This is a genomic window from Streptomyces sp. NPDC048521, assembly GCF_043199855.1.
Classification (GTDB): Bacteria; Actinomycetota; Actinomycetes; order Streptomycetales; family Streptomycetaceae; genus Streptomyces.
Genome location: NZ_JBICWR010000004.1, coordinates 448,824 through 473,832, shown reverse-complemented (window position 1 = coordinate 473,832; position 25,009 = coordinate 448,824). Strand labels below are relative to the sequence as shown.

Below are 25,009 nucleotides of genomic sequence, written 5' to 3'. Positions count from 1 at the left end.
CATGAAGCTTCTCTCGGTCAACCTGGGCCGCCCGCAGCCGGTGCCGTACACGGACCAGCCGGACGGTGTGACGGGCATCGACAAGAAGCCGGCCGAGGGGCCGGTCCGGGTGGCGGCGCCGGGCCCTAAGGGGTTCGGCGCGAGCGGGCTCGCCGGGGACGCGGTGTGCGACAGGCGGCACCACGGCGGCCACGACCAGGCGGTGTACGCGTTCGCGCGCGAGGACCTCGACGGCTGGGAGCGCGAACTGGGCCGATCGCTGCCCAACGGGTGCTTCGGCGAGAACCTGACGACGGACGGTCTGGACGTCTCCGGCGCGCTGATCGGCGAGCGCTGGCGGATCGGTCCCGAGGTGGTGCTGGAGGTGACCTCGGGTCGGATCCCGTGCCGTACGTTCCAGGGCCATCTGGGCGAGCGGGGATGGGTGAAGAGGTTCACCCGGAAGGGCGCGACCGGTGCCTACCTGCGGGTGATCGAACCGGGCGAGATACGGGCGGGTGATCCGGTCGAGATCGTGCACCGGCCGGAGCACGGGGTGACGGCGGCGATGCAGTTCCGCGCGGTCACCACCGAGCGGGAACTGCTGCCGCGACTGCTCGCCGCGGGCGAGGCGCTGCACACGGAGACACTGGCGGCGGCCCGCGAGTACGCCGAGCGGTACGGGGGCTGAGGCGGCGTCGGCGGGGTCGTCGCGGAGGCCGCCGCGGCAGCGGGCGCGGTGGGTCCGGGTCACTACGCTTGGGTCATGACAACGGCTCTGATTACGGGATCGACCGCGGGGATCGGTGCCGCGTTCGCGCGGCGGCTGGCGGCTGACGGGCATGACCTCGTCCTGGTGGCGCGGGACACCAAGAGGCTGCGCGAACAGGCGACCGAACTGCACGACCGGCACGGCATCGAGGTGGAGGTGCTGACCGCCGACCTGTCCGAGGACAAGGGCATCGAGGCGGTCGCCGACCGGCTCGGCGACCGGAAGAACCCGGTCGACCTGCTGATCAACAACGCCGGCTTCGGCAACAAGGGCCGCTATCTGGACGTGCCGATGGCGGACGAGCTGAAGATGCTCAAGGTGCACTGCGAGGCGGTGCTCCGGCTGACGTCGGCGGCGGCCGCGGCGATGCGCGAGCGCGGGCGGGGCGGAGTCGTCAACGTCGCCTCGGTGGCCGCCTTCGTGCCGCGGGGCACGTACGGGGCGTCGAAGGCCTGGGTCGTGCAGTTCACGCAGGGCGCGGCGAAGGACCTGGCGGGCACCGGGGTGCGGCTGATGGCTCTGTGCCCGGGATTCGTGCGCACCGAGTTCCACCAGCGGGCCGGGATGGGCACGGACAACATCCCGGGCTGGATGTGGCTGGACGCCGACAAGCTGGTCGCGGCGGCGCTGGCGGACCTGGCGCGCGGCAAGTCGGTGTCCATCCCGGACCCGCGGTACAAGGCGCTGATGGGTCTGGTGAAGGTGACGCCCCGCGGGCTGCTGGGCGGGGTCTCCTCCAAAACCGGGCGCAAGTACGGGCCGCAGTAGCGGACGGGTGGCGCTGCCGCCCCGGTGCGAAAATGAGGGTGACGGAAACCGGGCCAGGGACCGGAGGCGGCGTCATGACCTTCGTACAGCTCATCGAGTGCAGGACGAGCCGGCTGGACGAGATGAACCGGCTGATGGACGACTGGGTCGCGCAGACCAAGGGGAAGCGGACGGCGACGCACGCACTGGTCGGCAAGGACCGGTCGGACGCGTCGCACATCGTCGAAGTGGTGGAGTTCCCGTCGTACGAAGAGGCGATGCGGAACTCGAACCTCCCGGAGACCGACAAGATCTTCCAGGGGATGGTCGCCCTGTGCGACGAGATGCCGACGTTCATCGACCTGGACGTCGTACGGGACGAGCAACTGGCCGAGGACACCGTGCGGCGTCTCTTCGAGGCGCTCGGGGCGCCGGGTGAGCTGTCTCCGCTCAACGACCTGCTGGACGAGGACATCCACAGTCACGACCCGGTGAACCCGCAGGACACCATCGGGCTGGACAGCGTCCGCGCCGAGTTCCGGATGTGGCGCGCGGCCTTCGACTGCAGGTTCACGGTCGAGGAGGTGTTCGCCCAGGGCGAGCGGGCCTGCGCGCGCTGGAGGTGGGGCGGCATCCAGAAGGGCGAGTTCCTGGGCCTGCCGAACACCGGCCGGCAGGTGACGATGACCGGGACGACCGTCTTCCGGTTCGGCGAGAACGGCAAGATCGCCGAGCTGTGGTGGCAGCACGACCAGCTGGGACTGATGCAGCAGCTGGGTGCGCTGGACGAGTTGGAGCAGTAGGCGGCACGGCGAAGGCCCGGCACCCCGAACGGGGTGCCGGGCCTCAGCGCTGAGAGCGCGTCAGTGGGCGTGGCCGTGGCTGTGGCCGTGGCCCGCCTCGGCCGGCTCCTCTTCCTTCTTCTCGACGACCAGGGTCTCGGTCGTGAGCAGCAGGGAGGCGATGGAGGCGGCGTTCTCCAGGGCGGAGCGGGTGACCTTGACCGGGTCGATGACGCCGGCCTTGATCAGGTCGCCGTACTCGCCGGTGGCGGCGTTGTAGCCCTGCCCCTTGTCCAGGTCCTTGACCTTGGACACGATGACGTAGCCCTCCTGGCCGGCGTTCTCGCCGATCCAGCGCAGCGGCTCGACCACGGCGTTGCGGACCACGGCGACACCGGTGGCCTCGTCGCCGGTCTTGTCGAGGTTGCCCTCGAGGACCTTGGAGGCGTGGACCAGGGCGGAGCCACCGCCGGAGACGATGCCCTCCTCGACCGCGGCGCGGGTCGCGGAGATGGCGTCCTCCAGACGGTGCTTCTTCTCCTTCAGCTCCACCTCGGTGGCGGCGCCGACCTTGATCACGCACACGCCGCCGGCCAGCTTCGCGAGGCGCTCCTGGAGCTTCTCGCGGTCCCAGTCGGAGTCGGTGTTCTCGATCTCGGCCTTGATCTGGGCGACGCGGCCCTGCACGTCCTCGGACTTGCCGGCGCCGTCGACGACCGTGGTGTCGTCCTTGGTGACGGTGACGCGGCGGGCGGAGCCGAGCACGTCGATGCCGACCTGGTCGAGCTTGAGGCCGACCTCCTCGGAGATGACGGTGGCGCCGGTGAGGACGGCCATGTCCTGCAGCATCGCCTTGCGGCGGTCGCCGAAGCCGGGGGCCTTCACCGCGACGGCGTTGAAGGTGCCGCGGATCTTGTTGACCACCAGGGTCGACAGGGCCTCGCCCTCGACGTCCTCGGCGATGATCAGCAGCGGCTTGGAGGAGTTGGACTGGATGACCTTCTCCAGCAGCGGCAGGAGGTCCGCGATGGCGGAGATCTTGCCCTGCGTGATGAGGATGTACGGCTCGTCGAGGACGGCCTCCATGCGCTCCTGGTCCGTCACGAAGTACGGCGACAGGTAGCCCTTGTCGAAGGCCATGCCCTCGGTGAAGTCCAGCTCCAGGCCGAAGGTGTTGGACTCCTCGACGGTGATGACACCGTCCTTGCCGACCTTGTCCATCGCCTCGGCGATCAGCTCGCCGACCTGCTGGTCCTGGGCGGACAGCGCGGCCACGGCGGCGATGTCGGACTTCTCGTCGATCGGGCGGGCCGTGGCGAGCAGGTCGTCGGAGACGGCCTTGACCGCGGCGTCGATGCCCTTCTTCAGGGCGGCCGGGGAGGCACCGGCGGCGACGTTCTTCAGACCCTCGCGGACGAGCGCCTGGGCCAGGACGGTGGCGGTGGTGGTGCCGTCACCAGCGATGTCGTTGGTCTTGGTCGCCACCTCCTTCACCAGCTGCGCGCCGAGGTTCTCGTACGGGTCCTCGATCTCGACCTCGCGGGCGATCGTGACACCGTCGTTGGTGATGGTCGGGGCGCCGAACTTCTTGTCGATGACGACGTTGCGGCCCTTGGGGCCGATCGTCACCTTCACCGTGTCGGCCAGCTTGTTGACGCCGCGCTCGAGGGCGCGACGGGCGTCCTCGTCGAACTTCAGGATCTTCGCCATGACAGCGGGAGCCCTCTCGGAAATCTGTGGGAGTAAAAAGACACTGCGCCCCGGGCGCCCGGCTTCTTATCGATCGCGGGGGCCAGGGGCGCAGCCATAAGCAAAGGTTCTGCTCGAGGTGTTACTTCTCGATGATCGCGAGGACGTCGCGAGCCGAGAGGACGAGGTACTCCTCGCCGTTGTACTTCACCTCGGTGCCGCCGTACTTGCTGTAGAGGACGACGTCGCCGACCTTGACGTCGAGCGGAAGGCGCTCGCCGTTCTCGAACCGGCCCGGGCCCACGGCGAGGACGGCGCCCTCCTGGGGCTTCTCCTTCGCAGTGTCCGGGATGACCAGGCCAGAGGCCGTGGTCTGCTCGGCGTCCAGCGGCTGGACCACGATGCGGTCCTCGAGCGGCTTGATGGCAACCTTGGAGCTGGCGGTCGTCACGATCCGACCTCCCCCTTCGGAGATCTCACGGGGTTAACTGTCTGAGGTGGCGACCAGGTCGATCCGTCGTCGCGGGTGCCGGACCTGCCCGTCGCTTTGTTGGCACTCTCCAGTGGGGAGTGCCAGAGCCGAGACTATGACCGCGATTAGCACTCGGTCAAGCGGAGTGCCAATGCCGTGCGGCGCGTCGGCCGGGTTCGGGGTGCGTCGAGCGTGTCCGTGACCGGTGTCCGCCCGCCTCCACCGGGTGCTGCCGCCCTCCGGACCCCGCGGCCGGCCCTGGCGTGTCGCGTCCTCGGACGCCGTACGAGCCGGGTCTTCTACAGGTAGTCCTCGAGGCGCCCCACCGTCAGCCCCCGCTGCTGCACCCGCCGCAGGACCCGCGTCGTGCGTTCCCGCAGGGTCGGACCCGTGGACTCGTCCGGGCCGACCAGGACGATGTCGCCGGGGCGCAGGCGGTGCTCGCCCCGGGTGAAGACGAGGTCCGCCGGGGTCATCGCGGCGCGCCACAGGACGACCGTGGAGATGCCGCAGTCGGCCGCCGCGCGCACGGTGGTGGTGTCGTACGCGCCGTAGGGCGGGCGGAAGAGGCGGGGGCGGACGCCGAGGCGGGCCCGGAGCCGGTGCTGCTGGCCGCAGATCTCGGCACGCTGGGCGGCGTACGGCTGTCCGGCGAGCGCGCGGTGGTCGACGGTGTGGTTCTGGATGCCGGCGCCGAGCCCGCGCAGACGGGCGAAGTGGCCGTAGCCGGGGCCGGCGACGCTGTCGGTGAGGAACAGGCTGACGGGCAGGCGGAGTTCGCGGACCATGTCGACGAAGCGGGGGTCCTTCTCGGCGCCGTCGTCGTAGGTGAGGAAGACGACCGGGTCGCGGGTGGGGACGTGGTCCACGACGCGGGGCAGGGTGCGGCCCCCGGTGCGGGGACCGAGGGCGAGGGGCCGGGTGGTGGGCCGGGGCGGGCGGGCCAGGGGCGCGGACAGGCCCCAGTGGCGGTAGGAACGGTCGGGGGCGGGGCCGTGCGGGCGTACCCCTTCGGCCGCCTTCTTGCCGAGGCGTTCGATGGGGTCGACGGATTGCGCGCAGCCCGCGAGGAGGAGGGCCGCGGCGAGTGCCGCGGCCAGGCCCCGCGCCCGCCTCACAGGTAGTCCTCCAGGCGGGCCACGGCGTAGCCCTCGCGCGTGACCTTGTTCAGGAAGCGGCGCATGTCGTCGACCATCGTGCCGTCCCAGTCGTCCCGGCCGCGGAAGTGGGTGAGGACGATGTCGCCGCGGCGCAGCCGCCGGTCGTCCTCGCGGTACTCCCAGTGGTCGACGAAGACCTCCTCGTTCCAGATCGGCGCGTACTTGATGCCGCAGGCCTTCGCGGCGACCAGGGTGTCCTGGTTGTAGTTGCCGTACGGCGGGCGGAAGACGGTGGGCGCCTTGCCGAACTGACTCTTCATGACGGACTGCATGCCGCAGATCTCGTCCTTCTGCTCCTCGTAGGTCAGGCCCGGCAGGTAGGGATGGTGCAGCGTGTGGTTGTTGAGGGTGTTGCCGTGGGACTGCATCTTCCGGAAGTAGGCGTAGTCGTCCTTGACCAGGTAGTTGCTGAGGAAGGCGGTGTAGGGGATCTTCAGGTCCCGCATCATGGCGAGGAACTTCGGGTCCTTCTCCGCGCCGTCGTCGATCGTGAGGAAGACGACCTTCTGCCGGGTGGGGACCGTGGTGAAGACCGGTGGCAGGTCCCAGTCGTCCTGGTGGTCCACCTCGAAGCCGGCGCGGGCGGTGATCTTCGGCTTCACCGCGGGCGGTGGCGGAGGCGTCAGCGGGACCTGTTCGAGCCCCCAGCGCCGGGCGGCGGCGACCAGGCGGGCGTGTTCGGCGGCCTGGCCGCCCCCGTGGTCCCGGGCCTGGGCGGGGCCGCCCTGGCCGGGCGCGGACCGGCCGGAGTCCGGTCCGGCGCAGCCGGAGAGGAGGGCGACGGAGGCCAGTACGGCGGCTCCGCAGCCGCGGGCCAGGGACCGGGAACGGGACCGCGTCCGAGCCTGAGTCCGGTTTTTGTCATTTTGTACTACTGCTCGCATGGTGCCGGATCCTCCCAGGACCCGGCCCGCAACCCGGGCCGACACCGCCGCCGGAGGCGCACCATCCACCGACTGGCCCACAATGACCCGGTGAACGACCTCGCCCTCCTCCTCACCCCCGAAGGCCGCGCCCTCCTCGACCAGGTGCGCGACACCGAGCCCGCGCAGGAGCTGGCCGTGGCCACCCGGCTGCGCCGCGACCACCCTGCCGAGCTCGTGTCGGCCGCGCTCGGCCAGGCCCGGCTGCGGCAGCGGGCGGCGGCGAAGTTCGGGGCCGAGGACGCCGGGCGGATGTTCTTCACGCCGAACGGGGTCGAGCAGTCGACGCGGTCGAGCGTGGCCGCGTACCGGGCGCGGCGGCTGCGGGACCTGGGCGTGACCTCGGTCGCCGACCTGTGCTGCGGGATCGGCGGGGACGCGATCGCGCTGGCGCGGGCCGGGATCCGGGTGCTGGCCGTGGACCGGGACCCGCTGACGGCGGCGGTGGCGCGGGCGAACGCCGAGGCGCTGGGGCTGGCCGGCCTGATCGAGGTGCGCGAGGCCGACGTCACGGAGGTGGACACCGCCGGGTACGACGCGGTGTTCGTGGACCCGGCCCGGCGGGGCGGGCGCGGCCGCATCTTCGATCCCGAGGCCTACTCGCCGCCCCTGTCCTGGGCGGTCGGCGCGGCGCGTACGGCACCCCGCGCGGCCCTGAAGATCGCACCGGGCATCCCGCACGAGGCGGTGCCCGCGGAGGCCGAGGCCGAGTGGATCTCCGACGGCGGGGACGTGAAGGAGGCGGTGCTGTGGTTCGGCACCGGGGCGCCGGGCGCCGTACGGGCCACGCTGCTGCCCGGCCCGCGCACGCTGCTCGGCCGGGGACTGCCCGATCCCCAGGTGCGGCCGGTGGGACGGTACTTGTACGAACCCGACGGTGCCGTGATCCGCGCGCACCTGGTCGCGGAGGTGGCCGAGGAGGTCGGCGGCGGGCTCGTCGACGCGACGATCGCGTACGTCACCGCCGACGAACCCCGGCCCACGCCGTACGCCTCCGCCTACGAGATCACCGACCGGCTCCCGTTCAACGTCAAGAAGCTGAAGGCGCTGCTGCGGGAACGGGAGGTCGGCACGCTGACCGTGAAGAAGCGCGGCTCCGCGGTCGAACCGGAGGAACTGCGCCGGAAGGTCAGGCCGCAGGGACCGAACGCGGCGACCGTGTTCCTCACCCGGGTGGCGGGGGCGCCGACGATGCTGATCGGCCACCCGTTGAGGTGATGCCCGCGCGCGTCCCGGGACAAGGACACCGCGAACCGGATCGCCACGGTGGGCAGTCTGTTCGTCGGTGTCCTCAGGCCGGCGAGCGCGGCTGGAGGAACCGCTTGGTCCACTCCAGGGCCTCGGCCTTGTCCTTGCACTGCATGAGCGCGTAGCCGCCGATGACCTCCTTGGACTCGGTGAACGGCCCGTCGGTGACGGAGATCCGGCCGCCCTCCCAGGTGGCCCGGGTGCCCTGGGCGGACGGGGTGAGCCCGGCGGTGTCGAGCAGCACACCGGCCTTGGTCATCTCCTCGATCAGCTCGCCCATGCGCTGCATCAGGTCCTCGCTGGGGCCCTCGGCGGGCGCGGAGGTCTCGTCGATGCGCACGAGCGACAGGTAGCGCGGCATGGTGACTCCTTCGGTCCGTGGCGGCGGGACCGTTCCCCGCCGCTCACCCCTGCGTCGAACGGGAGACACCCGGATCGACACGCTCGCGCAGATCACCTGAAGATTTTTTTCGGCCCGGTGTTCTCGGGCCCTACCGCAGGGACGCCCACAGGGTGCTCGCCGCCGGCTCCTTCGCGACCACCCGGTTGGGATCGAAGGGGGCGGGGACGACCGGCATCGTCACCGTCCTCACCCGGTCGGCCGTGAGGCCCTTCAGGCTCTGGCCGAGGTTCATCAGCTCCTTCAGGGAGTCGAGGCCGGTGTCGGTGGTGAGGCTCGCGGTGACCGCGTCGGCGACCTGGTACAGCCTGGCCGGGGCGGTGAGCAGGTCGGTGGCGGCGATCCGCTCCAGCAGCGCTTTGACCAGCGTCTGCTGCAGACCTATCCGGCCCAGGTCGCTGCCGTCGCCTATGCCGTGGCGGGTGCGGGCGAGGGCCAGGGCCTGGGTGCCGTCGAGGTGGTGGTCCCCCGCCGCGAGGTGCAGATGGCTCTTGTCGTCGTCGATGTCCTGCTCGGTGGTGACGTCGACGCCGCCGAGCGCGTCCACCAGCCGGGCGAAGCCGGAGAAGTCGATCTCGATGTAGTGGTCCATGCGGACGTTCGTGACCGACTCGACGGTCTTCACCGCACACACCGGACCGCCCACCGAGTAGGCGCTGTTGAACATGGTCTGGTACGCCATCGCCGTGGAACCGCCGGAGGGGAGCGGGCAGGACGGCCGGGTGACGAGGGTGTCGCGCGGGATGCTGACGACGGTGGCCTCGGTACGGCCCGCGTCGATGTGCATCACCATCGCGGTGTCGGAGCGGGCGCCGGAACTGTCGCCGCCGCCGAGCGCCTGGTTGGCCTTGCCGCTGCGCGAGTCCGAGCCGAGGACCAGGATGTTCAGGGAGCCGGTCGGCAGCGGGGAGGCGGCGGCCGAGGCGGTCACGGGCGGGGCGATCACCGCCCGGGCGGGCCGGTCGTCGCCGAGCGCGCTGTTGATGTCGACGCCGGTGATGTTGTTGTTCAGGTGCCAGTACGCCCAGCCCGCCGCGGCCGCGCCCAGCACCAGGGCCCCCGCCAGGGTGAGGCCGGCGATCCGCAGCGCTCTCGCCCGCCGGCCCACCGCTCGGCCCGTGCCGCCTTGCTCCTCGTGTCGCGTCACGGCAGGAACGTACGTCCGAATTATTAGGGGACTGTTAGCAGAAGCCGTGAGCGCCGGTTTTCTTGTGGAGTTCTCATCCTGACGTCACCGTCGGCGGTCATCTCCCGGCCAGCGGCGTCACCTCGCCGTGGGCGCCGCCGTGCTCGACCGCACCACCAGGCTGGTCGCCAGCTCCACCCGCGTGGCCGCCCGCTCCTCCTCCGCGCGCCCCAGCTCCAGCACCAGCCGGGCCGCGGCCTCGGCCATCTCGGTCAGCGGCTGCCGCACGGTCGTCAGCGGCGGGCCGACCCAGCGGGCCACCGGCAGATCGTCGAAGCCGACCACGCTGAGGTCGTCCGGGATGCGCAGCCCCAGCTCACGGGCCGCCTCGTACAGGCCGAGCGCCTGCAGGTCGTTGCCCGCGAAGACCGCGGTCGGCCGGTCGGGGCGGCGCAGCAGCTCCAGGCCCAGGCGGTAGCCGGCGTCATGGTGGAAGTCGCCGGTCACCAGGAGCGAGGGGTCGACCGGCAGCCCGGCCGTCTCCAGGGCCGCCCGGTAGCCGTCGACCCGGGCCCGGCTGCACATCATCCGGGACGGGCCGCTGATCGCGCCGATCCGGGTGTGGCCGAGTTCCACCAGGTGACGGGTGGCGGCGAGTCCGCCCTGCCAGTTGGTGGCGCCGATGGAGGGCACGTCGGGTCCGGGGTCGCCGGCCGGGTCCATCACCACGAACGGGATGGACCGGCTGGTCAGCAGCGCCCGCTGGGACTCGTCGAGCCCGGACAGCACGAGCACCACCCCGTGCGGGCGGCGGGCGGCGACCTGGTCGGCCCAGGTCCGCCCGGGGGTGAGCCGCCCGGCCGACTCCGACAGCACGACGCTCAGTCCGGCGTCCCGGGCGACGTTCTCCACGCCCCGGATGACCTCCATCGCCCAGGCGCTCTCCAGTTCGTGGAAGACCAGGTCGATCAGCGGGGAGCGGGAGGCCTCGGCGCGCCGGCGCCGGTACCCGTAGGCGCGCAACAGCTCCTCGACGCGGGCGCGGGTGGCGGGGGCTACGTCGGCGCGACCGTTGAGCACCTTCGAAACAGTCGGAGCGGACACCCCGGCCTCACGGGCGATTTCGGCGAGGGTCGCCGTCTGCGTTTCTGTGGGCTTCGAAGGCTTCATGCCCGCGATCGTATCCCTGCGGGACCTCAGGACGAAGGCCCTGTCGCACCGCGGGACTCCGGAACATTCGACACACTTTCCGAAACTTTCGGAAAAACGCTCGCAACGCAGCAAAACCCCGCCCCCGGACAACCGGGGGCGGGGCTGGATGGAGCGCCGGGCAGGCCTTGCACCTGCATCTCCCCGCAGGAAGCGGGGCGTCTTTCCTTGGACCACCAACGCACTGCGTCCGGACCGGGTTTCCGGCCGTTCGCGTGTGATGATCATAGCGCAGCCGGCGCCGTTCTCCCAACTCGCCTCTCTCATGGGACTGCTCACCGGTGCGGGGCGTGCGCCCCGGGCACCGACCCGAACGCTAGCCGTCCGCCACCGACTCGAACCGCCACCGGTGCACGGGACGCGTCACCACGTCCCCGGGGGGATCGGGCAGTTCGGGCAGCGAGGCGTCGTACGGCGCCTCCCACCAGGTGATCACCAGCACCCGGTCCTGCGGCGCACGGAAGGTCTCCCGCCGCACCGGATCCCGGCCGAGGCGCTGCCCCCGCACCCAGGCGAGCAGCTCCTCACCCCGGCCCTCGGCGGCCCGCGCCTCCCACATCAGCGCGACCGTCACGAGTAGAGGTTCTCCTTGCTGACCTCGTGCACGTGGTCGTGGCCCGGGACGTGCGGGTCGGTGACCGGCAGGGAGGAGTCGGCCGACAGGTCCCAGCTGGAGGCGGCGCGGTCGCGGGCGACCATCTCGGCGCCGAGCGCGGCGACCATCGCGCCGTTGTCCGTGCACAGCTTGGGGCGCGGGACGCGCAGCCGGATCCCGGCCGCCTCGCAGCGTTCCTGGGCGAGGGCGCGCAGCCGGGAGTTGGCGGCGACACCGCCGCCGATCATCAGGTGGTCGACGCCCTCGTCCTTGCAGGCGCGGACGGCCTTGCGGGTCAGGACGTCGACGACGGCCTCCTGGAAGGAGGCGGCCACATCGCGGACCGGGACCTCCTCGCCCGCCGCGCGCCTGGCCTCGATCCAGCGGGCGACGGCCGTCTTCAGGCCGGAGAAGGAGAAGTCGTAGGCGGGGTCGCGCGGGCCGGTCAGGCCGCGCGGGAAGGCGATCGCCTCCGGGTCGCCCTCCTTCGCGTACCGGTCGATGACCGGGCCGCCGGGGAAGCCCAGGTTCAGCACGCGGGCGATCTTGTCGAAGGCCTCGCCGGCCGCGTCGTCGATGGTCGAGCCCATCGGGCGGACGTCGGAGGTGATGTCCGAGGACAGCAGCAGGGAGGAGTGGCCGCCCGACACCAGCAGGGCCATCGTCGGCTCGGGCAGCGGGCCGTGCTCCAGCTGGTCCACGCAGATGTGGGAGGCGAGGTGGTTGACGCCGTACAGGGGCTTGCCCAGGGCGTAGGCGTACGCCTTCGCCGCCGAGACGCCGACGAGGAGGGCGCCCGCGAGGCCGGGCCCCGCGGTGACCGCGATGCCGTCGAGGTCCTTCGCACAGACGCCCGCCTCCTTCAGCGCGCGGTCGATGGTCGGGACCATCGCCTCCAGGTGCGCGCGCGACGCGACCTCCGGTACGACGCCGCCGAAGCGGGCGTGCTCGTCGACGCTGGAGGCGACGGCGTCCGCCAGCAGGGTGGTGCCGCGGACGATGCCGACGCCGGTCTCGTCGCAGGAGGTCTCGATGCCGAGGACGAGAGGTTCGTCAGCCATTGATCTCGGTTCCTTGAACTGAAGAAGGGTCGGTCAGGCGCATGACCAGGGCGTCCACGTTGCCCGGCTGGTAGTAGCCGCGCCGGAAGCCGATGGGCTCGAAGCCGAAGCGCTCGTAGAGCTTCTGGGCGCGGACGTTGTCGACCCGGCACTCGAGCAGCACCTCGTGGCACTCGAACGCGGTCGCCGCACGCAGCAGTTCGGCGAGCAGGCGCCCGCCGAGGCCGGTGCCCTGCTGGTCCCGGGCGACGGCGATGGTCTGGACGTCGGCCTGCTCACCGGAGGCGACGAGGCCGGCGTAGCCGACGATGCGGCCGCCGGACTCGGCCACGAGATAGCGCCGGGTGGCCTCGGCGCCCCGGGAGTGGGCCAGTTCGGACCAGAACATGCCCCGGGACCAGGCGTCCTCGGGGAACAGGTCCTTCTCCAGCTCCAGGACCGGGTCGATGTCCCACCAGCGCATCTCGCGCAGTCGGGGGGGTGCCGGCTGAGTCACTTGGGGGTGACCACCTTGTAGTTCTTGGGGACCTGGGCGTCCGGGCGGCGCAGGTACAGCGGCCGGGGGGCCGGCAGCTCCGCGCCCGCGGCCAGCTTCTCGGCGGCGAGCGAGGCGAGGGCGGCGGCGGACACGTGCTCGGGCTCATGGGCGCTCGGGAACGTGTCCGGGTAGAGCAGCGCGCCGGCGCCGACCGCCGGGAGCCCCGCGACCCGCTCGGCGATGTCGGCCGGCCGGTCCACGGCCGGGTCGGTCAGCCGGGTGCGCGAGTCGGCGTACGTCGCCCAGTAGACCTCCTTGCGCCGGGCGTCGGTCGCCACGACGAAGGGGCCCTCCTCGATGTCGGCGGCGTAGGCGAGGCCGTCCAGGGTGCATACGCCGTGCACCGGGACGCCGAGCGCGAGGCCGAAGGTGTCGGCGGTCATCAGGCCGACCCTGAGGCCGGTGTAGGGGCCGGGGCCGATGCCGACGACGATCCCGGTGACCGCCTCCAGCGTGAGCCCGGCCTCGGCGAGAACCCGGTCGACGGCCGGCAGCAGCAGCTCACCGTGCCGGCGCGCGTCCACCTGGCTCGACGAGGCGATGACGTCCGTGCCGTCGTGCAGCGCGACGGTGACGGCGGGTGTTGCGGTATCCAGAGCGAGCAAGAGCACGCGAACAGCCTACGGCGCCCGCGCCGCTCGCATGGCCGTCCGGGTCGTGCGGTCACCGGCTGCTACGGTCTGTACGAAGTACGACATATCGCACGAGGCAGAGGTGGGCGCAGGTGGCAGGGACCAGCTCGGTGATCGTGACCGGCCTCACCGCGGCGGCCGTCGCAACGGTCGGATTCCTCGCCTACCAGGCCCAGGCCACCGTTCCGGCGACCCTGGGCGGCAAGCCCGCGGCGAACGCGTCCGCCTCGGCGGCCGCCTCCAAGGCGCCCCGCGACCGGCGCAACCCGGCCGCCCTGCCGAGTGGCTCCGGTACGGGTGAACGGGTCGTGTACTCGGTGGACGACGACCGCGTCTGGCTGGTCGACGCGCGCAACCGGGTGCAGCGCACCTTCAAGGTGACCCCGGGCACCCTCGACCCGCTGCCGGGCACCTACTGGGTGTCGTCCCGCTCGAACGCGGTCACCGGCACCGACGGCACCCCCATCGAGCACGTCGTGCGGTTCACCAGCGTGGACGGGGTGGCGATCGGTTTCAGCGCGGCGGTGGGCGAGGGCTCGCGCACGCCGGCCGATCCGGGCGTGAAGACGGGCGGCATCCGGGAGACGCGGGCGGACGGGAACGTGATGTGGACGTTCGCGACGATCGGCGTACGGGTGGTCGTGATCCGTTAGGCGGCGGCGCGCCGCTCCCCGGCGGGTTCGGGGGCCCGCTGCTGGGGTTCCGGGTCCCGCGGTGGCCGGGAGACGGCGTCCGCGGCCGCGCACGACGCCAGCAGGTCGCGCATGGACATCCCGGCGAGCACGGCCGGGCGCGGCTGGTCCGTGGGGCGGGGAGCGGTCATGGACGCCTCCTGTGGTGCGGGGGCGGGCGTAGTTAGGTACACCTAACTACGGACTGGACACCATGTGACCACGCCCGGGACGTCCGGCGCAACACGGTGCCGACAGCTTGTCGGGAAAAGGGGGCGGATCAGGCCGTGAGGGTCTCCAGGCCGGCGTCCGCCCAGCGCTCCCCCAGCCCGGTCAGCGTCACGTGCCGTACCTCGTCGGTGGTGTCTCCGACCGCCCGGTGGATGACGACCTGGAGCCGGTCCTCGGTCAGTTCCTCCACCTTGCCCTCGCCCCACTCCACGACGATCACCGACTCGGGCAGCGAGACGTCGAGGTCCAGGTCCTCCATCTCGTCCAGGCCGCCGCCGAGCCGATAGGCGTCCACGTGGACCAGGGGCGGCCCGTCGCCCAGGGAGGGGTGCACCCGGGCGATCACGAAGGTCGGCGAGGTGACCGCGCCGCGCACGCCCAGCCCTTCGCCGAGCCCGCGGGTCAGTGTGGTCTTGCCCGCGCCGAGCTCCCCGCTGAGCATCACCAGGTCGCCCGCGCGCAACAGCTTGGCCAGCCGGCGGCCCAGCTCCCGCATCTGTTCGGGCGAGGTGATCGTCAGCCGGGTCTCAGCGGGGTGGTGCGGTGCTGCTGGTCGTTCCATAGCCACTTACGGTAGCCCCTGCGGGCACGGCACCCGCGCGGGTGAGCAGGTCGGCGAGGCGGTCGGTGACCACTTCCGGGTGTTCCAGCATCACCAGGTGCCCGGCGTCCGGCACGAGCACCAGCTCGGCGTCCGGGAGCAGGTCGGCGATGGCCTCGCTGTGCTCGCTGGGCGTGACCAGGTCCTGCACTCCGGCCAGCACGAGCACGGGCATGTCCCGGAAGTAGGCCAGGGCCCCGGTCTTGTCGTGGTCGGTGAAGGCCGGGTAGAACTCGGCGACCACGTCGATCGGCGTGGACTCGATCATCCGCTCCGCGAACCGCTCGACGGCCGGGTCGACGTCCCGTCCCGCGAACGAGTACCGCTTGATGATCCCGGCGAACAGGTCGGCGGTGGCCCTGCGGCCCTTCTCCACCAGCTCCGCCTGCTGCCCGAGCGCCTTCAGCACACCGGGGAGGATGCGGCGCACCGCGTTGACACCGGCCACCGGGAGCCCGAAGTTGACCTCGCCGAGCCGCCCGGACGACGTCCCCACGAAGGCGGTGGCGACGACCCGGTCCCGGATCAGCTCGGGGTACTGGGCGGCGAGGGCCATCATGGTCATCCCGCCCATGGAGTGACCGACCAGCACCAGGGGCCCGTCCGGTACGGCGGCGTCCAGGACCGCCTTCAGATCGCGGCCGAGCTGGTCGATGGTGAGGGGCGCCCCGTCACGGGTCTGGGCCACGCCCCGCCCGGACCGCCCGTGGCTGCGCTGGTCCCAGTGCACGGTCCGCACGACCCCGCGCAGGGCGGCGCGCTGGAAGTGCCAGCAGTCCTGGTTGAGGCAGTAGCCGTGGCAGAAGACGACGGTGACCGGGGCGGGCGCCTTGCGTCCGAAGAGCCGGCGCCGGCGCGGGGAGACGTGCGGACCCGGATCGGGCTCGGTCTCGTCGACCTCGTAGTACAGCTCGGTGCCGTCGTCGGAGTACGCCTTGCCCGGAGTGCCGCGCAGGGTGCCGTAGGGGCCGGCCGAGTCCAGCGCCAGCCGGGCCCTACGCCGCATCCCGCGCCCCACCGTCATCCGCTCGATGGCGACGCCGGCCGCCGCGCCCGCGGCGAGCACGCCTATCGCGGCGCCGGCGATACCGGTCGCCCGGCGCCAGCTCGCGGCCGCCTCCGCGGCGGAGGCGGCGGCCGCCGCGGCGACGACGTCCGCCACGACCTCCGCGCTGCTCTCGCTCACGTACCGCTCCTCTTCGCCGTGCTGCAGTTCGCCTGTGTGGGTGAATACGGATGATGCAGGAGTATGCCGGAGTGGTGCTCGGGTGCCGCTGTTTCCCAGGTGACGCTGCCGGCCCCTGACGGGTTACCCGAGTTCTTCCCCGTTCACGTAGACGCGGGGAACCCGGGTTCCGATGCGCGTGACGATCTCGTACGCGATCGTGCCGCAGGCCTGCGCCCAGTCCTCGGCGGTGGGCTCGCCGCGGTCGCCGGGCCCGAACAGCACGGCCTCGCTGCCCACCGGGGGCTCGTCCCCGCCCAGGTCGACCACGAACTGATCCATGGCGACCCGCCCGGCGACCGTCCGCCACTTGCCGTCGACCAGCACCGGACCGGTCCCGGAGGCGTGCCGCGGAATGCCGTCCGCGTAGCCGACCGGCACCAGGCCGAGGGTGGTCTCGCCAGAGGTGACGTAGTGGTGGCCGTAGCTGATGCCGTGCCCGCCCGGGGCGTGCTTGACCAGGGCCAGCGAGGCGCTCAGCGTCATCACCGGGCGCAGCCCGAAGTCGGCCGGGGTGCCCAGCTCCGGGCTGGGCGAGATGCCGTACATCGCGATGCCCGTGCGGACGAGGTCGAAGTGGGTCTCGGGCAGGGTGAGGGTGGCGGGCGAGTTGGCGATGTGCCGCACCTCGGGGCGCACGCCCTGGCCCTCGGCGTGGGCGAGCATCTCCCGGAACCGGTCGAGTTGGGCGGCGATCGAGGGGTGCCCGGGCTCGTCGGCGCAGGCGAGGTGGGACCACAGTCCGGTGATCCGGACCAGCCCGGCGGCCTCGGCGCGCAGGGCCTCGGCGACCAGCTCGGGCCAGTCGGCGGGCTGGCAGCCGTTCCGCCCGAGCCCGGTGTCGGCCTTGAGCTGCACCCGCGCGGCCCGGCCCGCCTGGCGGGCACCCTCGACGGCCTCCCGCAGGGCCCACAGTCCGCTCAGGGAGACGTCGATGTCGGCCTCGATCGCCTGCCGCCAGGGGCCGCCCGGCACCCACAGCCAGCACAGGACGCGCCCCGGCAGGCCGGCCGCGCGCAGCGCGAGGGCCTCCTCGGGCGTGGCCGTGCCGAGCCAGGTGGCCCCCGCCGCGCGGGCCGCGCGGGCGCACGGCACCGCCCCGTGGCCGTAGCCGTCGGACTTGACGACGGCCATCAGGGCCGCACCCGGCGTACGGGCACGCAGCGCCCGCACGTTGGCGCGCAGGGCGCCCAGATCGATCTCGGCGCGGGCGCGCAGGGGGGCGGTCGGCACAGTTGCAGTCTCACTCATGGCGCCCCCAGTCTCTCAGAGGGCCGCACGGACCCCGGGTGCCGTGTCAGATACCCGGCCGCCGCCTCCGCACGTGGCCACGGTCGGCCTGCTCGAGCAGGCCCCACCGGGTGCGCGCGTCGGCGAGCCCGGCAGGCGCCCGGCCGCCACGCCGTCCACGGCAGCGTCTTGGCCTGCGTCGGCTCCCTGGGCGGCGCCGACCGCCGTGCCGCCGGGGCGGCACCGGTGGGCGCGAACGGGCCCCGCCGGCCCGGGCGGGCGAACCCGCCCCGGCCCGCTGCCGCACCGGGCGCCCGGCGGGCTCAGCCGCGTACGTCCCGCCATGCCTGCGGAATCCGATCCGCCACGTCGTGCGCCCCCACCGGCGCGCCCTGTGCCGCGAACCGCCCGGCGAGACCGTGCAGATACGCCGCCACGCTCCCCGCGTCCCACGCCGGCAGCCCCGCCGCCAGCAACGACCCCGCGAGCCCCGACAGCACGTCCCCGCTCCCCGCCGTGGCGAGCCATGACGTGCCCGTGGCGTTCACCCGCACGGCACGGCCCCCAAAGTCGGCCACCAGCGTCGTGGACCCCTTCAGCAGCACGGTCGCCCGGTACACCGCCGCCAACTCCCGTGCCGCGGCCAGCCGTGCCCCCTCGACCTCCTCCCGGGGCAGCCCCAGCAGCGCGGCGGCCTCCCCCGCGTGAGGCGTCATCAGCGTCGGCGCCGTACGCGCCCGCACCGCATCCCGGTCGGCCAGCCGCAGCCCGTCCGCGTCGACCAGCACGGGCACCTCCGCCTCCAGCACCTCGGCCACGGTCGCCGCGTCGTCCCCCGCCCCCGGCCCGACCACCCAGGCCTGCACCCGGCCGGCCTTGGCGGGCCCCGCGTCGGACACGAGCGTCTCCGGGAAGCGGGCGAGGACCGCCTCCGCGGCGGGCCCGACGTACCGCACGGCTCCCGCCCCGCCCCGCAGGGCCCCGGAAACGGCGAGGACGGCGGCGCCCGGATACCGCGCCGACCCGGCGGCGATCCCGACGACCCCCCGCCGGTACTTGTCGCTCTCGGCGCCCGGTACCGGCAGCAGCCGCGCCACATCCGCGTGCTGCAAGGCCTCCAGCTCGCCCTCGGCAGGCAGTTCCAGCCCGATGTCGACGAGCCGTACGACCCCGGCGTACTCCCGCGCGGGATCGACCAGCAACCCGGGCTTGTACGTACCGAAGGTGACGGTGAGGTCCGCCCGGACCGCGGCCCCGCGCACCTGCCCGCTGTCGGCCTCGACCCCACTGGGCAGGTCCACCGCCACCACGGCGGCCCGGGACCGCTCCATCACCGCCAAGAGCCGCTCGGCGGCGGGCCGCAGCCCGCCCTTGCCCCCGATCCCGACGATCCCGTCGACGACGAGATCGGCCCGCTGGATCAGTTCCTCGGCGGCATCGTCCGCGGCGACGGAGCCGCCGGCCCGCCGCAGGGCACCGAGTCCCCCGGCATGGACCCGCTCGGGCGAGAGCAGTGCGGCCGTGACCCCCGCCCCCCGCCGCGCCAGCCGCGCGCCCGCGTACAGCGCGTCGCCGCCGTTGTCCCCGCTGCCGACGAGCAGCACCACCCGGCTGCCGTACACCCGCCCGAGCAACTCCGCGCAGGTGGCGGCCAGCCCGGCGGCCGCCCGCTGCATCAGCGCGCCCTCCGGCAGCCGTGCCATCAGCGCCCGTTCGGCCGCCCTTACCGTCTCCACGCTGTACGCAGTACGCATGGCACCGAGTCTGCCCCGGAACCCCGGCCCCCCACACCCGGGCACTCAGCCTTCGGCGACCACCACGGCCGAGGCCACCCCCGCGTCATGGCTCAAGGACAGGTGCCAGGACCGCACTCCCAACTCGGCCGCCCGCGCGGCCACACTGCCCTTCACCCGCAACCGGGGCTGCCCGCTGTCCTCGACGTACACCTCGGCGTCGGTCCAGTGCAGTCCCGGCGGCGCCCCCAGCGCCTTCGCCAGCGCCTCCTTGGCGGCGAACCGCACCGCGAGCGAGGCGATACCCCGCCGCTCCCCGCTGGGCAGCAGCAGCTCCCGCTCCACGAACAAGCGGTCCGCCAGCCCCGGCGTCCGCTCCAACGACGCCCGGAACCGATCGATCTCGGCGACGTCGATCCCGACTCCGATGATGCTCATGGACCGCAGCCTACGGGCGCCGGGCGGCGGGACGTCTCGTGCCGCCGTCTACGCTCCGGACATGACATCAAAGGCCTATCTGACGGACCTGTTCTCACTGGACGGCCGCGTCGCCCTCGTGACCGGAGGCAGTTCCGGCATCGGACGGGCCATCGCCGGCGCGCTGGCGCGGGCCGGGGCGAGCGTGGTGATCGTGGCCCGGAACAAGGGGCAACTGCAGCAGACGGCCGACGCGTTGGTGGCCGACGGGTGCCGGGCGGCCTGGGTGAGCGGGGATCTGAGCACCCGTGAGGGGGTGCGGGCGGCGGCCGAGGAGGCGGCCGGCGTGTTCGGGGAGCCCGACATCCTCGTCAACTGCGCCGGGATCAACCTCAGGCCGCCGATGAGCGAGCTGGGCGAGGACGTGTGGGACGCCACCATGGCGGTGAACCTGGAGGCACCCTTCCTGCTGGGGCAGCGGTTCGGGCCGGGAATGGCCGAGCGCGGTTTCGGCCGGATCATCCACGTCACCTCCCAGCAGGCCCACCGGGCGTTCGTGCACAGCGGCGCCTACGGCGTCTCCAAGGGGGCGCTCGAGTCACTGGCCCGCTCCCAGGCCGAGGCGTGGTCGCCGCACGGCGTCACCTGCAACACCCTCGTGCCGGGCTTCGTGATGACGCCGCTGAACGCACGCCTGTCGTCCGACCCCGAGCGGGTGGCGGCGCTGGCGGCGCGGACGATGGTGAAACGCAACGGGCTCGCCGAGGACTTCGAGGGCGCGGCGGTGTTCCTCGCCGGCCCGGCGTCCGCGTACGTCACCGGGCAGTCGATCTTCGTCGACGGCGGTTTCTCGGTCCACTGAGCCGGCTCGTCCGCACCGCGCCGCCGATGTGCCGATCGGCCTCGGCGGAAAGAGGATTGCGCGGGGACCGCCGCACCCCCGTTTTCCGGGGGGCGGGACGACGGCGGTCCCCGCGAGGGACGCGGGCCGGGTCAGGGCCGGGCTTGCGCGTCCGTGGCGTCCATGGAGGTCCGGGAGCCGCTCCGGAGGTCCTTGGCGCCGTTCGGCGCCGGCTGGGGCGGGGAGCCGCTCCCGCCCTGCCGACACCTACCAATGTGCCGGACCCGTGTTAAGCGGGTGCTGCGCGCACGTGACACCCTCGTACCACTTCCGGATCGGCTCGATCGGCCACGGTCACCGTAAGTTCGCCCGGGTCACGCGCAGTTCACCGGACGTTCGCTACTTGTTGCCGCCCTTGGCCAGGAAGGCCAGCAGGTCCTGCCGGCTGACCACACCGGTCGGCTTGCCCTCGACCAGCACGATCGCCGCGTCCGCCGAACCCAGCACCGACATCAGGTCACCGACCGGCTCACCGGAGCCGACCTGGGGCAGCGGAGCGCACATGTGCTTCTCCAGCGGGTCCTCGAGGGAGGCGCGCTTGCTGAACAGGGCGTCCAGCAGCTCCCGTTCCACCACCGAGCCGACCACCTCGGCGGCCATGACGTCCGGGTGACCGGCGCCCGGCTTGACGACGGGCATCTGCGAGACGCCGTACTCGCGGAGCACCTCGATGGCCTGGCCGACGGTCTCGTCCGGGTGCATGTGCACCAGGGACGGGATGGAGCCGCCCGCCTTGTCGCTCAGGACGTCGGCGACGCGGGCGCTGGGGCCCTCGTCCTCCAGGAAGCCGTAGTCGGCCATCCACTCGTCGTTGAAGATCTTGCTGAGGTAGCCGCGGCCGCTGTCCGGGAGCAGGACGACCACGACGTCGTCGGGGCCGAGCCGCTCGGCGACCCGCAGCGCGGCCACGACGGCCATACCGCAGGAGCCGCCCACCAGCAGGCCCTCCTCCTTGGCCAGGCGGCGGGTCATCTGGAAGGAGTCCTTGTCGGAGACCGGGACGATCTCGTCGGCGACGGTGCGGTCGTAGGCGGTCGGCCAGAAGTCCTCACCGACGCCCTCGACCAGGTACGGCCGCCCGGAGCCACCGGAGTACACCGAGCCCTCGGGGTCGGCGCCGATGACCTTGACCTTGCCGTCGCTGGCGTCCTTCAGGTAGCGGCCGGTGCCGGAGATGGTGCCGCCGGTGCCGACGCCCGCCACGAAGTGGGTGATCTTCCCCTCGGTCTGCTCCCACAGCTCGGGGCCGGTCGAGTGATAGTGCGAGAGCGGGTTGTTGGGGTTGGAGTACTGGTCGGGCTTCCAGGCGCCGGGGGTCTCCCGCACGAGCCGGTCGGAGACGTTGTAGTACGAGTCCGGGTGCTCGGGGTCCACCGCGGTCGGGCAGACGACGACCTCGGCGCCGTACGCGCGCAGCACGTTGATCTTGTCGGTGCTCACCTTGTCGGGGCACACGAAGATGCACTTGTACCCCTTCTGCTGAGCGACGATGGCCAGTCCCACACCGGTGTTCCCACTGGTCGGCTCGACGATCGTGCCGCCCGGCTTCAGCTCCCCGCTCTGCTCGGCGGCCTCGATCATGCGCAGGGCGATGCGGTCCTTCACGGAGCCGCCCGGGTTGAAGTACTCCACCTTGGCCAGGACGGTCGCCTGGATGCCCTTGGTCACGTTGTTGAGCCTCACCAGCGGGGTGTTGCCGACGAGGCTGATCATCGAGTCGTGGAAGTGCACCGTTGTCTCCGGTTGCTTGCAAAAACAGTGGTCGTAGTGGTTCCGCCAGCCTAAGGCCCCCGGGTGACGGGAGACGGTCGTTCACTCCCCGTCGAGATTGGCGCACGGTCGGTACGGGGCAAGGAGTGGATACGGCTACGAGGAGGTGGCGGCGACGCATGACGAGCATGTCGAGGGCGCGAGTGGCCCGGCGCATCGCGGCCGGAGCGGCGTACGGCGGTGGCGGGGTCGGGCTGGTGGGTGCGGCGGCCGTCGGTCTGCTGCTGACGGAGATGCGGCTGGCCCGGCGCCATGTGGGCAACGGCAGCGGTGGCCGGGTGCCGGTGGCCGACGGTCTGTACGGCCATGCTTATGACGTCCCCGGTGAGCCGCCCCTGCGGCTGACGATGCTCGGCGACTCCACGGCGGCGGGGCAGGGCGTGCACCGGGCGGGCCAGACGCCGGGCGCGCTGCTGGCGTCGGGGCTGGCGGCGGTGGCGGAACGTCCGGTGGAACTGCGCAACGTCGCCCTGCCCGGGGCCCAGTCCGACGATCTGGACCGCCAGGTGGCGCTGGTGCTCTCGTCGTCGTTCCCCGTCCCGGACATCTGCGTGATCATCGTCGGCGCGAACGACGTGACCCACCGGATGCCGCCCACCCGCTCGGTACGGCACCTGTCGGCGGCGGTACGGCGGCTGCGTACGGCGGGCGCGGAGGTGGTGGTCGGCACGTGTCCCGACCTCGGCACCATCGAGCCGGTGCAGCAGCCGCTGCGGTGGCTGGCCCGGCGGGCGTCGAGGCAGCTGGCGGCCGCCCAGACCATCGGCGTGGTCGAGCAGGGCGGGCGGACGGTGTCCCTGGGGGATCTGCTGGGCCCCGAGTTCGAGGCGAATCCGCGGGAGTTGTTCGGGCCGGACAACTACCACCCCTCGGCGGAGGGGTACGCGACGGCCGCGATGGCCGTCCTGCCGACGGTGTGCGCGGCACTGGGCCTGTGGCCGGCGGAGGAGGAACGGCCGGACGTGTCGCGTCGCGAGGGTTTCCTGCCGGTCGCTCGCGCGGCGGCCGAGGCCGCGTCGGAGGCCGGCACGGAGGTCACGGCGGCGATGCCGACGGGGCCTCGCGGGCCGTGGGCGCTGCTGAAACGTCGCCGCCGGCGCCGGGTACCCGAGGCGGAGCCGGCGACCCCGTCGGTGTGACCCCCTGGGGGCTCCGCCCCCGCTCACCCACCCACCCAGCCGCCTCGGCGGCTCGAAAGCGAGGCAACACCTGTACGACCTGCCCGGCCCGTCACCCCGCCCGTCCCGCCCACCCGAGCCCGCGCGGCGCCTTCCCGGCCTGCCGTGTCCGGGCGGGAAGGCGGGAGGACAGGAGGCAGCGATCCAAGCAAGCGCTTAGAAACTGCGGTCAGTGTCACACCGCCACACCAGTGACCCAGACCATACGTACGGGTAACTTCCCAACCGGCCCTGCCCGAACAACTCCGTCCACTGGAGCCGTGATGCCCGAAGCCGTCATCGTCTCGACCGCCCGCTCCCCCATCGGCCGCGCCGTCAAGGGCTCCCTGAAGGACCTGCGCCCCGACGACCTGACGGCCACGATCATCCAGGCCGCCCTCGCCAAGGTCCCCGAGCTGGACCCCAAGGACATCGACGACCTGATGCTCGGCTGCGGCCTCCCCGGCGGCGAGCAGGGCCACAACCTCGGCCGGATCGTCGCCGTGCAGATGGGCATGGACCACCTGCCCGGCTGCACGGTCACCCGCTACTGCTCCTCCTCCCTGCAGACCTCCCGCATGGCGCTGCACGCCATCAAGGCCGGCGAGGGTGACGTCTTCATCTCGGCCGGTGTCGAGATGGTCTCCCGCTACGCCCACGGCAGCTCCGACATGCCGGGCACGCACAACCCGCTGTTCGCCGAGGCCGAGGCCCGCACCGCCGCCACCGCCGCGTCCGAGGGCTCCACCTGGCACGACCCGCGCGAGGACGGCCTGCTGCCCGACCCGTACATCGCGATGGGCCAGACCGCCGAGAACCTGGCCCGCGCCAAAGGCGTCACCCGCCAGGAGATGGACGAGTTCGGCGTCCGCTCGCAGAACCTCGCCGAGGAGGCCATCAAGAACGGCTTCTGGGAGCGCGAGATCACCCCGGTGACCCTCCCCGACGGCACGGTGGTCAGCAAGGACGACGGCCCGCGCGCCGGCGTCACCCTGGAGGGCGTCCAGGGCCTCAAGCCGGTCTTCCGCCCGGACGGGCTGGTCACCGCCGGCAACTGCTGCCCGCTCAACGACGGCGCCGCCGCCGTCGTCATCATGAGCGACACCAAGGCCCGCGAGCTGGGCCTCACCCCGCTCGCCCGCATCGTCTCCACCGGCGTCTCGGGCCTGTCCCCCGAGATCATGGGTCTCGGCCCGGTCGAGGCCAGCAAGCAGGCGCTGCAGCGCGCCGGTCTCACCATCGACGACATCGACCTGGTCGAGATCAACGAGGCTTTCGCCGCCCAGGTGATCCCCTCGTACCAGGAGCTGGGCATCGACCTGGACAAGCTGAACGTCAACGGCGGCGCCATCGCCGTCGGCCACCCCTTCGGCATGACGGGCGCCCGGATCACCGGCACGCTCATCAACTCCCTGCAGTGGCACGACAAGCAGTTCGGTCTGGAGACCATGTGCGTCGGCGGCGGCCAGGGCATGGCGATGGTCATCGAGCGCCTCAGCTGATCCACCGTCGGTAGCGGGCCGGGCACGGTACGCCAGAAAGAGACCCGGAACCCGGGAAGCCCCTGGGTTCCGGGCCTTTCTGTGATCCAATCTCCCCCAGGATGTGACCTATCTCCCTCACCGGAGACATCTACGCAGGTCAGTGCCGTTCTGCCCGAAACCCCGCGACCAAAGTCCTGCCCGATTCGTGACGTTACGCACTGACAGCTGGTTAGTCCGCCCTTCAAGCTGATGTAGG

The 25,009-nt window shown here is 72.5% G+C and carries 26 protein-coding genes and 1 tRNA gene; 8 read left to right on the top strand and 19 right to left on the bottom strand.

What is annotated here, in order from left to right; translation table 11 throughout:
• Position 1 precedes the first annotated feature (1 nt).
• The 3 genes from ACGFRF_RS13120 (at position 2) to ACGFRF_RS13110 (ending at position 2,301) form a co-directional block, all read left to right on the top strand.
• Complete coding sequence (locus ACGFRF_RS13120; RefSeq protein WP_393739142.1) at positions 2-670, top strand: MOSC domain-containing protein; 669 nt, start codon at positions 2-4, stop codon at positions 668-670.
• 75 nt (positions 671-745) lie between these two features.
• Entirely contained in the window at positions 746-1,519 is a 774-nt protein-coding gene (locus tag ACGFRF_RS13115; RefSeq protein WP_393739140.1) for an SDR family NAD(P)-dependent oxidoreductase, read from the top strand.
• Between the two features lie 74 nt (positions 1,520-1,593).
• Positions 1,594-2,301, top strand: coding sequence for an ester cyclase (locus tag ACGFRF_RS13110; RefSeq protein ID WP_393739138.1), 708 nt, complete (start codon positions 1,594-1,596; stop codon positions 2,299-2,301).
• 60 nt (positions 2,302-2,361) lie between these two features.
• Here ACGFRF_RS13110 and groL read toward each other — a convergent pair whose 3' ends face one another.
• The 4 genes from groL to ACGFRF_RS13090 all read right to left on the bottom strand — a co-directional run bounded on the left by groL (position 2,362) and on the right by ACGFRF_RS13090 (position 6,485).
• A complete protein-coding gene (groL, locus tag ACGFRF_RS13105; RefSeq protein WP_393739136.1) occupies positions 2,362-3,990 on the bottom strand; it encodes a chaperonin GroEL in 1,629 nt (542 codons plus the stop codon).
• 121 nt (positions 3,991-4,111) lie between these two features.
• The gene (gene groES, locus ACGFRF_RS13100) at positions 4,112-4,420 is read right to left on the bottom strand and encodes a co-chaperone GroES (protein WP_039652762.1); all 309 of its coding nucleotides are present in this window, start codon (positions 4,418-4,420) and stop codon (positions 4,112-4,114) included.
• A 320-nt stretch (positions 4,421-4,740) separates the two neighbouring features.
• A complete protein-coding gene (locus ACGFRF_RS13095) occupies positions 4,741-5,559 on the bottom strand; it encodes a polysaccharide deacetylase family protein (RefSeq protein ID WP_393739134.1) in 819 nt (272 codons plus the stop codon).
• A complete protein-coding gene (locus ACGFRF_RS13090) occupies positions 5,556-6,485 on the bottom strand; it encodes a polysaccharide deacetylase family protein (RefSeq protein WP_393739132.1) in 930 nt (309 codons plus the stop codon). Before ACGFRF_RS13090 ends, ACGFRF_RS13095 begins: the two co-directional genes overlap by 4 nt.
• Positions 6,486-6,575: 90 nt before the next feature.
• On the opposite strand from ACGFRF_RS13090, the gene ACGFRF_RS13085 reads away from it, so the two are divergent.
• Positions 6,576-7,742, top strand: a complete 1,167-nt coding sequence (locus tag ACGFRF_RS13085; RefSeq protein ID WP_393739130.1) for a methyltransferase domain-containing protein — start codon at positions 6,576-6,578, stop codon at positions 7,740-7,742.
• Positions 7,743-7,815: 73 nt separating this feature from the next.
• Here ACGFRF_RS13085 and ACGFRF_RS13080 read toward each other — a convergent pair whose 3' ends face one another.
• The 8 genes from ACGFRF_RS13080 to tsaB all read right to left on the bottom strand — a co-directional run bounded on the left by ACGFRF_RS13080 (position 7,816) and on the right by tsaB (position 13,312).
• The gene (locus ACGFRF_RS13080) at positions 7,816-8,133 is read right to left on the bottom strand and encodes a YciI family protein (protein WP_393739128.1); all 318 of its coding nucleotides are present in this window, start codon (positions 8,131-8,133) and stop codon (positions 7,816-7,818) included.
• A 130-nt stretch (positions 8,134-8,263) separates the two neighbouring features.
• A complete protein-coding gene (locus ACGFRF_RS13075) occupies positions 8,264-9,319 on the bottom strand; it encodes an LCP family protein (protein ID WP_393739126.1) in 1,056 nt (351 codons plus the stop codon).
• A 117-nt stretch (positions 9,320-9,436) separates the two neighbouring features.
• Positions 9,437-10,468, bottom strand: a complete 1,032-nt coding sequence (locus ACGFRF_RS13070; protein WP_393739124.1) for a LacI family DNA-binding transcriptional regulator — start codon at positions 10,466-10,468, stop codon at positions 9,437-9,439.
• A gap of 149 nt (positions 10,469-10,617) precedes the next feature.
• A tRNA-Gly gene (locus ACGFRF_RS13065) sits at positions 10,618-10,690 on the bottom strand.
• 133 nt (positions 10,691-10,823) lie between these two features.
• Positions 10,824-11,081 carry a hypothetical protein gene (locus ACGFRF_RS13060; protein WP_393739122.1) on the bottom strand — a complete coding sequence of 86 codons (258 nt, stop codon included), beginning with the start codon at positions 11,079-11,081 and terminating at the stop codon, positions 10,824-10,826.
• Positions 11,078-12,163: a tRNA (adenosine(37)-N6)-threonylcarbamoyltransferase complex transferase subunit TsaD gene (gene tsaD / locus ACGFRF_RS13055; RefSeq protein ID WP_393739120.1), complete on the bottom strand. Its 1,086-nt coding sequence runs from the start codon at positions 12,161-12,163 to the stop codon at positions 11,078-11,080. Before tsaD ends, ACGFRF_RS13060 begins: the two co-directional genes overlap by 4 nt.
• Complete coding sequence (gene rimI / locus ACGFRF_RS13050; protein ID WP_393739371.1) at positions 12,156-12,626, bottom strand: ribosomal protein S18-alanine N-acetyltransferase; 471 nt, start codon at positions 12,624-12,626, stop codon at positions 12,156-12,158. Before rimI ends, tsaD begins: the two co-directional genes overlap by 8 nt.
• Before the next feature lie 29 nt (positions 12,627-12,655).
• Positions 12,656-13,312, bottom strand: a complete 657-nt coding sequence (gene tsaB, locus ACGFRF_RS13045) for a tRNA (adenosine(37)-N6)-threonylcarbamoyltransferase complex dimerization subunit type 1 TsaB (protein ID WP_393739118.1) — start codon at positions 13,310-13,312, stop codon at positions 12,656-12,658.
• 113 nt (positions 13,313-13,425) lie between these two features.
• Between tsaB and ACGFRF_RS13040 the strand changes: the two genes are divergently transcribed.
• Positions 13,426-13,986, top strand: a complete 561-nt coding sequence (locus ACGFRF_RS13040) for a hypothetical protein (protein WP_393739116.1) — start codon at positions 13,426-13,428, stop codon at positions 13,984-13,986.
• Here the strand turns inward: ACGFRF_RS13040 and ACGFRF_RS13035 are convergent.
• The 6 genes from ACGFRF_RS13035 to ACGFRF_RS13010 form a co-directional block, all read right to left on the bottom strand.
• The gene (locus ACGFRF_RS13035; protein WP_393739114.1) at positions 13,983-14,156 is read right to left on the bottom strand and encodes a hypothetical protein; all 174 of its coding nucleotides are present in this window, start codon (positions 14,154-14,156) and stop codon (positions 13,983-13,985) included. The two genes, ACGFRF_RS13040 and ACGFRF_RS13035, sit on opposite strands and share 4 nt — an antisense overlap.
• A 128-nt stretch (positions 14,157-14,284) precedes the next feature.
• Positions 14,285-14,797, bottom strand: coding sequence for a tRNA (adenosine(37)-N6)-threonylcarbamoyltransferase complex ATPase subunit type 1 TsaE (gene tsaE / locus ACGFRF_RS13030; protein WP_393739112.1), 513 nt, complete (start codon positions 14,795-14,797; stop codon positions 14,285-14,287).
• Positions 14,763-16,022 carry an alpha/beta fold hydrolase gene (locus ACGFRF_RS13025; protein ID WP_393739110.1) on the bottom strand — a complete coding sequence of 420 codons (1,260 nt, stop codon included), beginning with the start codon at positions 16,020-16,022 and terminating at the stop codon, positions 14,763-14,765. The genes tsaE and ACGFRF_RS13025 overlap by 35 nt, the downstream gene beginning before the upstream one ends.
• Positions 16,023-16,145: 123 nt before the next feature.
• On the bottom strand, positions 16,146-17,312 hold the full coding sequence (gene alr / locus ACGFRF_RS13020) for an alanine racemase (protein WP_393739108.1): 1,167 nt from the start codon (positions 17,310-17,312) through the stop codon (positions 16,146-16,148).
• A gap of 302 nt (positions 17,313-17,614) precedes the next feature.
• The gene (locus ACGFRF_RS13015; RefSeq protein WP_393739106.1) at positions 17,615-19,045 is read right to left on the bottom strand and encodes an NAD(P)H-hydrate dehydratase; all 1,431 of its coding nucleotides are present in this window, start codon (positions 19,043-19,045) and stop codon (positions 17,615-17,617) included.
• 45 nt (positions 19,046-19,090) lie between these two features.
• Positions 19,091-19,462, bottom strand: coding sequence for a holo-ACP synthase (locus tag ACGFRF_RS13010; RefSeq protein ID WP_393739104.1), 372 nt, complete (start codon positions 19,460-19,462; stop codon positions 19,091-19,093).
• A 61-nt stretch (positions 19,463-19,523) separates the two neighbouring features.
• Between ACGFRF_RS13010 and ACGFRF_RS13005 the strand changes: the two genes are divergently transcribed.
• The gene (locus ACGFRF_RS13005; RefSeq protein WP_393739102.1) at positions 19,524-20,303 is read left to right on the top strand and encodes an SDR family NAD(P)-dependent oxidoreductase; all 780 of its coding nucleotides are present in this window, start codon (positions 19,524-19,526) and stop codon (positions 20,301-20,303) included.
• Positions 20,304-20,681: 378 nt separating this feature from the next.
• On the opposite strand, the gene ACGFRF_RS13000 is transcribed toward ACGFRF_RS13005, so the two are convergent.
• A complete protein-coding gene (locus ACGFRF_RS13000) occupies positions 20,682-22,073 on the bottom strand; it encodes a cystathionine beta-synthase (protein WP_393739100.1) in 1,392 nt (463 codons plus the stop codon).
• 158 nt (positions 22,074-22,231) lie between these two features.
• Between ACGFRF_RS13000 and ACGFRF_RS12995 the strand changes: the two genes are divergently transcribed.
• Both ACGFRF_RS12995 and ACGFRF_RS12990 read left to right on the top strand, forming a co-directional pair.
• Complete coding sequence (locus ACGFRF_RS12995; protein WP_393739098.1) at positions 22,232-23,251, top strand: SGNH/GDSL hydrolase family protein; 1,020 nt, start codon at positions 22,232-22,234, stop codon at positions 23,249-23,251.
• Positions 23,252-23,553: 302 nt separating this feature from the next.
• Positions 23,554-24,771, top strand: a complete 1,218-nt coding sequence (locus ACGFRF_RS12990) for an acetyl-CoA C-acetyltransferase (RefSeq protein ID WP_393739096.1) — start codon at positions 23,554-23,556, stop codon at positions 24,769-24,771.
• The last annotated feature ends 238 nt before the right edge of the window (positions 24,772-25,009 follow it).